General features: G+C 70.3%; 8 protein-coding genes. 2 read left to right on the top strand and 6 right to left on the bottom strand.

The genetic code is table 11. The features are described 5' to 3' along the window. Positions 1-194 precede the first annotated feature (194 nt). Positions 195-623 carry an IS200/IS605 family transposase gene (tnpA, locus tag ABZ260_RS38165; RefSeq protein WP_355627215.1) on the bottom strand — a complete coding sequence of 143 codons (429 nt, stop codon included), beginning with the start codon at positions 621-623 and terminating at the stop codon, positions 195-197. Between the two features lie 83 nt (positions 624-706). On the opposite strand from tnpA, the gene ABZ260_RS38170 reads away from it, so the two are divergent. After that, positions 707-1912 carry a transposase gene (locus ABZ260_RS38170; protein WP_355627217.1) on the top strand — a complete coding sequence of 402 codons (1206 nt, stop codon included), beginning with the start codon at positions 707-709 and terminating at the stop codon, positions 1910-1912. 79 nt (positions 1913-1991) lie between these two features. Here ABZ260_RS38170 and ABZ260_RS38175 read toward each other — a convergent pair whose 3' ends face one another. From ABZ260_RS38175 to ABZ260_RS38195, 5 genes are all read right to left on the bottom strand, one after another. Continuing rightward, positions 1992-2600 carry an amino acid transporter gene (locus tag ABZ260_RS38175; RefSeq protein WP_355627219.1) on the bottom strand — a complete coding sequence of 203 codons (609 nt, stop codon included), beginning with the start codon at positions 2598-2600 and terminating at the stop codon, positions 1992-1994. Between the two features lie 38 nt (positions 2601-2638). Next, positions 2639-4804: a prolyl oligopeptidase family serine peptidase gene (locus tag ABZ260_RS38180; protein WP_355627221.1), complete on the bottom strand. Its 2166-nt coding sequence runs from the start codon at positions 4802-4804 to the stop codon at positions 2639-2641. 8 nt (positions 4805-4812) lie between these two features. After that, positions 4813-6600, bottom strand: coding sequence for an N-acetylglutaminylglutamine amidotransferase (locus ABZ260_RS38185; RefSeq protein WP_355627223.1), 1788 nt, complete (start codon positions 6598-6600; stop codon positions 4813-4815). 54 nt (positions 6601-6654) lie between these two features. Next, entirely contained in the window at positions 6655-9180 is a 2526-nt protein-coding gene (locus tag ABZ260_RS38190) for a carboxylate--amine ligase/circularly permuted type 2 ATP-grasp protein (RefSeq protein ID WP_355627225.1), read from the bottom strand. A gap of 221 nt (positions 9181-9401) precedes the next feature. After that, a complete protein-coding gene (locus tag ABZ260_RS38195; RefSeq protein WP_355627227.1) occupies positions 9402-9794 on the bottom strand; it encodes a hypothetical protein in 393 nt (130 codons plus the stop codon). On the opposite strand from ABZ260_RS38195, the gene ABZ260_RS38200 reads away from it, so the two are divergent. Further along, the coding region (locus tag ABZ260_RS38200; protein ID WP_355627229.1) for a hypothetical protein at positions 9774-10028 on the top strand (255 nt) is incomplete at its 3' end. The two genes, ABZ260_RS38195 and ABZ260_RS38200, sit on opposite strands and share 21 nt — an antisense overlap.

The following is a 10028-nucleotide window of genomic DNA, read 5'->3' on the forward strand; positions in this document are numbered from 1 at the left end:
AGTCGGCCGGGGCATGACGGGCCCCGGCCGGCTTGCAGATCTGTCGTTTCTCTTCGGCGTCCATCGGTGGACGCGCATGCAGCAGTTTCGGCATGACAATCCCCCCTGAGACCATCATCACCCCAGGTCAGCAGGGATCTTTAACTCCATTCAGGAACACAGCACTAGGGCGCGAGCGTGCCTTCACCCGCAGGTCACGGTAGGCGTTGCTGCTGCTCGATGTACTGCTTGAGTACCGTGAGCGGTGCGCCGCCGACTGATCCGGCGAAGTAGGACCCAGACCAGAAGTGTCCACCCCACAGATGGTTGCGGACATGCGCGGCATACTCCTTGCGCAGGAGCCGCGCCGAGACGCCCTTGAGACTGTTGACCAGTTTGGACAGGGCGACCTTCGGCGGGTAGTGGATCAGCAGATGGACATGGTCGTGTTCGCCGTTGAACTCACGCAATTCGACCTCGAAGTCCGCGCACACCTCCCGCATGATCTCCTCGCAGCGGGCCAGCATCTCGTTCGTGAACACCCCCCGTCGATACTTAGTGACGAACACCAAGTGCGCGTGAAGGTGATAAACGACATGGCGTCCCGTCCGGACGTCGAGGTTCGGATTCCAGCGCGGTGACATAAACCAAACGATACGATGAGCGCGTGGAACTGGTGAAGCAGACCCGGGCGCACGTGATGCGTCTCGACCTGAGCGCGGCGTAGGTGGCCGTGCTGGATGGTCAGGCGCACACCGCTCGCACCCTGTGGAACCTGCTGCATGAGTACTTCACCTTCCGGCAGGGCCGTCTGGCCTCGGTCAAGGACTGCGACGCGGCGATCCGGCAGGCCCGCCGCGAGATCGACTGGATGGGCCAACTGCCCGCCCAGGCGGCGCAAGCGGTGCTGAAAACGTATCGGCAGGCGTGGGCGAATTTCCTCAACCCCGACCACCCGGCGAAACGGCCCACGTTCAAGGGCCGCCTGCGGTCCCGGTTGGCCGTGGACGTCCCGCAGGCCCGCGATTTGCAGATCACGCGGGTCAACCGGCGGTGGGGTGCGATCAACCTGCCCAAGGTCGGGCGGGTACGGTTTCGGTGGACCAAGGACCTGCCCGGCGTCACCAAGGGCGGCCCTGCCGGGCGGATCACCGGAGCCCGCCTGGTCAAAGAAGCCGACGGCTGGCACATCGTGTTCCGGACCGAACGCCAGGTGCCTGCCCCGGTCTGCCACCCTGGCCCGCAGGTCGGGATCGACCGGGGAATCAACGTCGCCCTGGCCCTGTCGGACACCACCATGCGTGAGCACGCACCCTGGCTCACCAGCGGCGAGAAGGAACACCTGCGCCGCTTGGAGAAGAAGTCCGCACGCCAGCGCCGCACACGCACTCCCGGCCGGCCCACGTCCAAACGGCTGACCCGCACCTACGACCAGATCGCCAAGGCCCGCGCGACAGCCAAGCGCCGAGCCGTGGACTGGCAGCACCAGACCAACACCGAACTCGCCGACACCTTCAGCGTGATCAAGGTGGAAGACCTGAAGATTACGAACATGCTCCGCTCTGCCAAGGGCACAGTCGAGAACCCCGGCGTGAACGTCGCACAGAAGGCCGGACTGAACCGCTCGATCGCCGGGGAGGCCTGGGCTCGCACGGTCACCCTGCTGGAGTACAAAACCCGTGATCGCGGCGGGATGGTGGTGAAGGTGCCCGCCCCGGGCACGTCGCAGACATGCCACCAGTGCGGGCACCGCGACCCGGCCAGCCGCGCCAAAACCGTGTTCACCTGCACAAGCCCCGCGTGCGGATGGGTCGGGCATGCCGACACCAACGCCGCGATCAATATCAACAACGCCGACGGATCAGCGGTGTCAGGACGTGGAGACCTCGGGGTTACCCGGTCCGCGAAGCGTCAACCCCCGCGCGCCGCTTAACCGCGACGCGACGGGAGAATCTCCGGCCTTCAAACTGGGGAGGAGTTCAAGACCTCCGCCTGACGGTCGGCTCTTCCGCTCAGCGGCGGAGGCGCGCGTGCCAGGGGTGACTGCCGTGTTCGGTCGCCAGAGCCTCGTCCAGCCATGCCCTTCGCGCCTCGTCGAGCCGGGGCAGGACCTCGTCGAAGTCGAGCTCGTCCTTGGGACGCGGCGACTTGGCCTTGTACAGGAGCTGGATCTCCGGCGCGATCCGCGAGAAACCGTCCTCGGCGACCGTGAACGACGCCAGCGGACGGCGAATCCTCGGATCTCGCCGGTACACCCAGTCCTGCCCGTCGGCCTCGTCGAGCATCAGCTGGATCCGCCAAGGGCCGTCGGCGTCCTCACGGACCCAGACGTCATGGACGCCCGGCGGGAGGATCTCGTCCCGTGGCCAGTGGCGCAGCGTGCCCGGCGGGTCGGCGGCCCAGCAGTCCCACCCCGCGAGCAACCGGCGCGCCGTGGCCTGGTCCCGGCGGAGGATCCCGACGTCGATGTCCGTGTGCTCGCGGTAGGCGCGGCCGACCTCCAGCTCGATCGCGTATCCCCCGCCGATCCACCAGGGCGTCTCCAGCCCGCCGAACAGCTCGACGACCTCGGCCAGCGGAGCCGGTTCCCATGCTCCCCACAGTGTCTCCGTACGCGGCATGTCGTCATTGTCACCGAGCCTGCCCCGGTGGGAAAGCATCATGCCGGGTCGGGAACGGTCAGGTGCCACCTGAGCCATTCGACGACGTTCTTGACGAAGGTCACCCGGTTGGCGAGTTGCCGGATCTCGTGCCCCTCGTCCTCGAACAGCAGCAACTCGCAGGGAATGCCACGGGCCCGTGCCTCCCGCAGCACCTGCTCGGCCTCGTACACCGGGACGTTGGTGTCGCGGGCGCCGTGCACGACCAGCAACGGGGCGGCCAGCCGGTCGAAGGAGTGCAGCGGCGACAGCACCCGCAGCAGGTCACGGTCGGCGACCGGGTGGCCGTACTCGCTGACGGCCGCCGCGGCGATCCACGGCTCGGTCCGGTCGTAGAAGGTCTCGAAGTCGGCCATGCCGCAGACGTCGACCCCGGCGCGGAAGAGGTGGGGGTGGGTGACGAGGGCGGCCAGCGTCAGGTAACCGCCGTAGGAGCGTCCCATGCAGGCGATCCTGGCCTCCTCGGCGACACCAGATCGCACCAGTTCGACGGCACAGTCGGCGACGTCGTCGATCGCGTCGAAGCGGAGCGCGTGGTTGTCGGCGTTGCGAAAGGCCCTGCCGAACCCGGACGAGCCGCGGACGTTCGCCGCGAGCACCCCGATCCCGGCGGCCAGCAGGTTCTGGAACAGCGGGTTGAAGGTGGGCCGTTCCTGGCTCTCCGGACCGCCGTGCAGGTAGACGACGAAGGGCATCGGTCCCCGGGTCCCGGGGACCCGGTAGAGCCAGCCGGTCAACTCCATGCCGTCGCGCGCCTGGAAGCGCATCAACTCCGCCTCGGCCGCCTCGGCGATCGGGGAGTCCCCCGCGATCCGCCGGTAGCCGCCGTTCTCCAGATCGCAGAGCACCACGTGGGAGGGGGCACCGGGCCCCTCGACCGCCAGGACGGCCAGGCTGCCGTCCAGGGAGACCCTGATCGAGGAGACCACCTCGGCGGGCAGCGGCGGGAGCGGGCGCACCGCACCGGTGGCCGGCTCGATCACCTCCAGTTCCGACCGGCCGCTGTCGTTCCACACCAGGACGGCGCGGTGGCCGTTGGCACTCAGCGCGAACTGGTCGAGTTCGGCGTCCACCCGCTCGGCCAGCACGACCTCCGCGCCGTCCTCACCCACCGCGAGCAGCGCGGCCCGGTCGCGGCCGACATCGGACAACAGGTAGGCGACCGTCCCGTCCGGCGAGAGGATGCCGTAGTCGGTGGAGCCGTTCAGCCCCGCCAGCAGCGGCTGTTCCCCGGGTCCTGGAAGATCGCCCGCGGCCTCGTCGGGCAGACCAGAGGGCAGGCCGGGCGGGAAGTCCTCGAGATGGCCCTCGGGAAGATCGGAGCGGAGCCCGGCCGGAGGATCAGCGGAGAGGCCGGAGCAGAGGCCGGGGTGAGGGCCGCCGGGGAGTCCCGGAACGAGGCCCCCGGTTTCGAGAGGACCAGGTGCGAGATCCCCCGGAGCGGAGAGGCCGGACGCGAGGGCCCCGGGACCGGCGGAGCCGTCGGGACCGGACATGCCCGAGGTGAGATCACCGGGATGGGCGGAGGGAAGGCCGGTGGGATCACCGGGGAAGGCGGAAAGATCGGCCGCGTACATCCGGCGCACGCCGCGCGGGCCGCGCCGCAGCAGCATCCTCCGGTGGTCACGGCTGATCGCCGCCGGGTGCATCAGCGCGCCGCCCGCGATGACCTCCCGGCTGCCGGAGCTCGCGTCGATGAGCACCGCGTCCGTACGGCCGGACGCGGAGACCTCGGCGACGAGAAGGATCTCCCCCTGCCCGGTCCAGCGCACGAACGACGCCGATCCCCCTTCCGGCGCGGCCAGCGGGCGTAGATCGCTCCCGTCGGGCCTGATCGTCCAGACCTGGGTGTGCTCCCCGCCGCCCGGCACGACGAGGACGGCCAGCCGCCGTGCGTCGGGAGACCAGCTCACGTCGGCGGCGGGCTCAGGACCTGTGTCGAGAGACCACGCCTCCGTCCCTCCCCCGGCCGGCCCTCCGGCCGACGCTCCTCCCGGGAACAACGCCTCCAGATCGCCGCCGAGAAGCTGGACCCAGACGCGCGGAGAGCCGTCCCTGTCGGCGATGAACGCGACGGCGCTCAGGTCGGGTGCCAGCGCGGGCGCCCGGCAGCTCCAGGCGGTCAGGCCAGTGCCCGCCGAGGGGCGGGCACTGGCTCCGGGCATGTCGGCCATCAGACGCCCTGTGCCTGCAACCACAGCTCCAGGAGTCCGAGCTGCCACAGTGCGTTCGCTCCCAGGGTGGTGCGATGCTCGTCCGGTGCCGCGAGCAGCTTGTCGACGTACGGCTGGTCGAACAGGCCGCGTGACCGCGCGGCCTGCCCGGTCAGCGCGTCCCTGACGAGTTCCAGGAACGGGCCGTGGATGTGCCTGATGGCGGGGACCGGGAAGTAGCCCTTGGGCCGGTCGATGATCTCGGCGGGCAGCAGCCTGCGCGCGGCGTCCTTCAGGACGCCCTTGCCGCCGGAGGCGAGCTTGAGCTCGGGAGGGCAGGCCGCCGCCAGCTCGACCAGCTCGTGGTCGAGGAACGGGGTCCTGGCCTCCAGCCCGAAGGCCATGGTCATGTTGTCCACCCGCTTGACCGGGTCGTCGACGAGCATGACCTCCGTGTCCAGGCGCAGCACCGCGTCGAGCGCGGTGTCGGCGCCGGGCGCCGCGAGGTGGCGCCGGACGAACTCGCCGCTGACGTCCCGCTCCAGCATGTACTCGGGCGACAGGATCCCGGCCAGCGTCCCGTGCGAGCGGTCGAAGAACTCCTCGGCGTACGTGACGGCCGCGTCCTCGCGCGACACGCCGGCCAGCGGCGGGTACCAGCTGTAGCCGGCGAACACCTCGTCGGCGCCCTGGCCGGACTGGACCACCTTGACGTGCCTGGAGACCTCCTGCGACAGCAGGTGAAAGGCGACGCAGTCGTGGCTGACCATCGGCTCGCTCATCGCCCGCACCGCGTGCTCCAGGGCGGGCAGCAGGCGGGTGTCGTCGATGGGGATGCGGTGGTGATCGGTGCCGAACTCACCGGCGACCAGGTCGGAGTAGGCGAACTCGTCGCCCCGCTCCCCGCCCGCCGCGGAGAACCCGATACTGAAGGTCGACAGGCCCGCCTGTCCCTCCCCGGCCAGCAGCGCGACGATCAGGCTGGAGTCCAGGCCCCCGGAGAGCAGCACACCCACCGGCACGTCCGCGACCATGCGCCTGCGCACCGCCACGCGCAGCTGGTCGAGCACCGCCTCGCACCACTCGGAGGAGGACAGCCCGGCGCAATCGGGCAGGGCCGAGCGGGTGTAGGACGGCTGCCAGTAGCGGCGGTCGGTGACGGTGCCGTCGGGCTCGACGGTGCGCACGGTGGCCGGGGGGAGTTTCCGCACACCGGTCAGGATGGTGCGCTCGACCGGCACCACCGAGTGGAAGGTCATGTAGTGGTGCAGCGCCACCCGGTCGATGCCGGTGTCCACTCCTGTTCCGGCGAGCAGCGCGGGCAGCGAGGAGGCGAAACGGAGGCGATCGGTGTCCTGGGAGAGGTACAGGGGTTTTATACCGAGGCGGTCGCGGCCGAGGGTCAGCCGGCCGGTGTCCCGCTCGGCGACCGCGAAGGCGAACATGCCCTTGAAGTGGTCGACGCAGTCGATCCCCCAGCGGTGGAAGGCCTTCACCAGCACCTCGGTGTCGGAGGTGGAGAAGAAGCGGTACCCCTGGCCTTCCAGCTCCTCGCGCAGCTCACGGTAGTTGTACAGGCACCCGTTGAAGACCGCGGTCAGGCCGAGGTCGCTGTCCGGCATCGGCTGGGCGCCCCGGTCCGACAGGTCGATGATCTTCAGGCGCCGGTGGCCGAGCGCGACGGGTCCCAGCGACCACAGGCCCGACCCGTCGGGACCCCGGTCGCTCATCACCTCGCTCATCCGGGCCACCGCGGCGACGTCCGCGGGACGGCCGTCGAACCGGATCTCACCGCTCAGACCGCACATCGGCACCCCCCGATGACCTGCCCACCCCGAAGCCGGGCGGATTCAGTCCTGAGATCACACATCGGCGGCCCCTCCCGGCAGCCAGGTGTCCTTGGAACCGCCGCCCTGGGAGGAGTTGACGATCAGGCTGCCGGCCGGTGCGACGCGGGTCAGCACCGCCGGCGGGACCGTCGCCGTCTCCCCGAGGCAGACAAAGGCCCGCAGGTCGACCACGCGCGGGCTCAGCCGCTCCCCGTCGAAGGTCGGATGCGTCGACAGCTGGACCGTCTCCTGGGCGACCCATCCCTGGGGCGCGGCGAGGATCTTCTCCCTGACCCTGCCGAGCTCCTCGGCGGACGCCTCGGGACCGACGACCACGCCCTGGCCGCCGAATCCGTCCACCGGCTTGACGACCAGCTCGGCCAGCCGGTCGAGCACCTGCTCGCGGTCCACGGCGTCGCGGCACAGGTAGGTGGTGATGTTGTCGATGAGCGGCTCCTCACCCAGGTAGTACTCGATGAGGCGGGGCACGTACCGGTACAGGCACTTGTCGTCGGCGACGCCATTGCCCGGCGCGTTGGCCAGGACGAGCGCGGAGCGTTCGACGGCGTCCATGATCTCCGGCCCCAGAGGGCCTTCGAGCAGCTCGTTCTCGTCGACCCGGCGGTAGAGCACGTCGATCCTGCGCCCCGCGGCCTCCAGATGACCGTTCCTGATCTCCAGGTCGGCCGGGACCACCAGGATCGCCCCCATCTCCTCGGCGAGCATCTGGTGCTCGTAGTAGGCGGAGTCGTCCGGCCCCGCCGAGACCACGGCGATGGCCGGCGAGTCGACCATGCCCGCCGCGAGCAGTGCCTCCCGCAGCGCCCGCAGGCTCTGCCGCGGATCGGCGATCCCCTCGCCGGGGGCGAGTTCCGGCAGCAACTCGGTCATCAGGTGCCTGTTGGTCACCGCGTACCCGAGGCCGGAGGGCACCCGCAGGTTGTCCTCGAGCACCGCCCAGCGGCCGACATGGTCGCGGACCAGGTCCAGCCCGGCCACGACGCAGCGCACGGTACCGGGCGGCACCCTTTGCCCGTGCTCGCGGTAGCCGGGGGACTCGTCGACCACCCAGGCGGGAAGCACGCCGTCCCCGATGATCTCGCGCTCGCCGTACACGTCGCGCAGGAACGCCTCCAGCGCCCGCACCCGCTGCGGCAGTGCCCGCCGGATCTCGGCCCACTCACCGGCCGGGACCGGCCTCGGAACCAGGTCGAACGGGAAGACCCGGCTCTCGCTCCCGCCCGCCACGTGGAAGGTCATGCCGTTGCGACGCTGGTAGCCGTCGAGGAGTCTCGCCCTGCCACGCAGGCCGCGGGCGCCCAGCCGGTCCAGGACCCGCAGCACCGGCTGGTAGGACTCGCGTACCGTGCCCTCGATGATCGCCTCGTCGCCGGGGGCGTCGTAGCCGTCGAGGAGGCTGGTGTGCATCCTCGGCGTCGGCCCGCCGAAGGCGGTCTCCCACTCCTCGGACCGCGTCTCGGCGATGACGAGGTCGACCACGTCGGCCAGCCGGCCGTCGCGGGCGAACGCCTCGCGCTGGCGGGCCGAGGAGCTTCCCCGCGCCAGCGACTCCCGGACCAGGGACGTGACGAGCTCGATGTCGCCGGACTCCTCCAGCTGTGACCGCAGGCCGTCCACCATCCTCCAGATCACCTCGGCGGCCGGGCCCGGGGTGCCCTCGACCGGGTCGACGAGCTCGCCCTCCAGCCCTGAGCGCGCCGCCCGCCACGTCGCGGCGCGGACCATCTCCAGCCGGACCGAGCGCTCGGGGCCGTGCTGCACCGCGTCCAGCTCCCTGGCCACCAGCGCCCGGAACAGGCCGGCGATCAGCACGATGTCGCCCACCCTGGGGCAGGCGTCGCACACCCTCAGCTCGATGGTGGGCAGGTGGGCCGAGGGCCGGATGTCGAAATAGATCATGCCGGGGTCGGTGATCACACCGGAGCTCACGAGCTCCCGCACCACCTGGTCGTACTCGGCGGCCGACTCGAACCTGGCCACGGGCCCCGCGGTGGGCCAGCGCTGCCAGAGCAGCGGGCGGTAACTGGCGTATCCGGTATCGGCGCCCAGCCAGTACGGCGAGCTGGAGCTCAGGGCGAGCAGCGGGGGCAGCCAGGGGGCCAGGCGGTGGGCGACGGCCACCGCCAGGTCGCGATCCTCGACGTCGGCGTGGAACTGTGTGCCGCAGATCAGCTGCTCGCGGGTGAGCAGCTGATAGTCGGCGAGCATCTGCTCGTAGCGGGGGGCCGGGGAGATCTTCAGTGCCGCCAGGTCCACCAGCGGCACGCTCCCCGCCGCCACGATCCCGAGCCCGAGACCGTCCGCCGCCTGGATCACCGTGCGGCGCAGCGCGGTCAGGTCGTGCCCGAGGTCCTCCAGATGCATGAAGGGCCTGCTGTTGGCCTCCACCACCGAACGCTGCAGCTCGTGGGTGAACCGCTCCGCCGGTAACTGCTCCAGCAGAACACCTGCCCGTGGGACGAGGTGCCGGGTGTCGACGTCGACGACGTGGAACTCCTCTTCGACACCGACCGCGATCGGCCCCGCCAGACCCGCCATTTCATCACTCCTGAAGTACACCGACTCACCGGGATTTTTGTCCTTTGCCCGAAAAAAGCAGTTCCGCACTTCATGGGCCGCTCCTGAGGGAAACGGAACCGTGAACTCACTCTCCTACGACCAGGAGGTCCCACCCCGTCCCGCGGGGCCGGGCATCGCCGGTCACCGGCGGGGAGCACGGGGACACCCGGCGAGGTTCCCTCGACGAAGGCCAGGGGACCTCACCGAATCTCGGGTGGCTCCTCGGGTGACGGACCGAAGGTGTCGGGAAAGGCTCGGTCTCCGAGCGTCTCCGGATCGTCCGGTGTGCCGGACGGATCGAGGAGGTACCTCACCGGCGGCCTGTCGAGGAATGTGGAGACGGCCTCGACCACCCCCTCCCCCAGCGGGCGGAACGCGTCGACCACCGCCTGGGCGGGCGGGCCAAGGCGGCTGCCGACCTCCTGAAGAAGATCTTCCAGCACCTGCGGCAGCGGCGGCACCGGCAGGCCCAGCTGGGACTTGGAGTGAGCCTTCTCCGGCGGCGTCCAGCGCATCGAGTCGTCACTCATGGCGAGCCATTCGTCGACGGCCCCGTCGATGGAATCGAGCACGTGATCGGAATCGTCTGGCATGGCGGCTCCCCTCCTGACCGGGATCCGATAAGACGACGGTACCTCGCTCCGCCGCCACCGGGCAGAGGCGGGTCGGCCGCGGAAGCCTCGCGGACGGCTTCCGGGCCATCCCATCCCCGGTACGGCAGCGGAAGCTCGATCGGCATCATCATCGCGGGCAGCCCCAGCACGGTCAGGGAAAAGCTGGAGCACTTGTCGACCACGATGCGCATCGGCAACTGGATCGCCCTGATG

It is taken from the genome of Streptosporangium sp. NPDC006013 (assembly GCF_040614275.1).
GTDB lineage: Bacteria > Actinomycetota > Actinomycetes > Streptosporangiales > Streptosporangiaceae > Streptosporangium.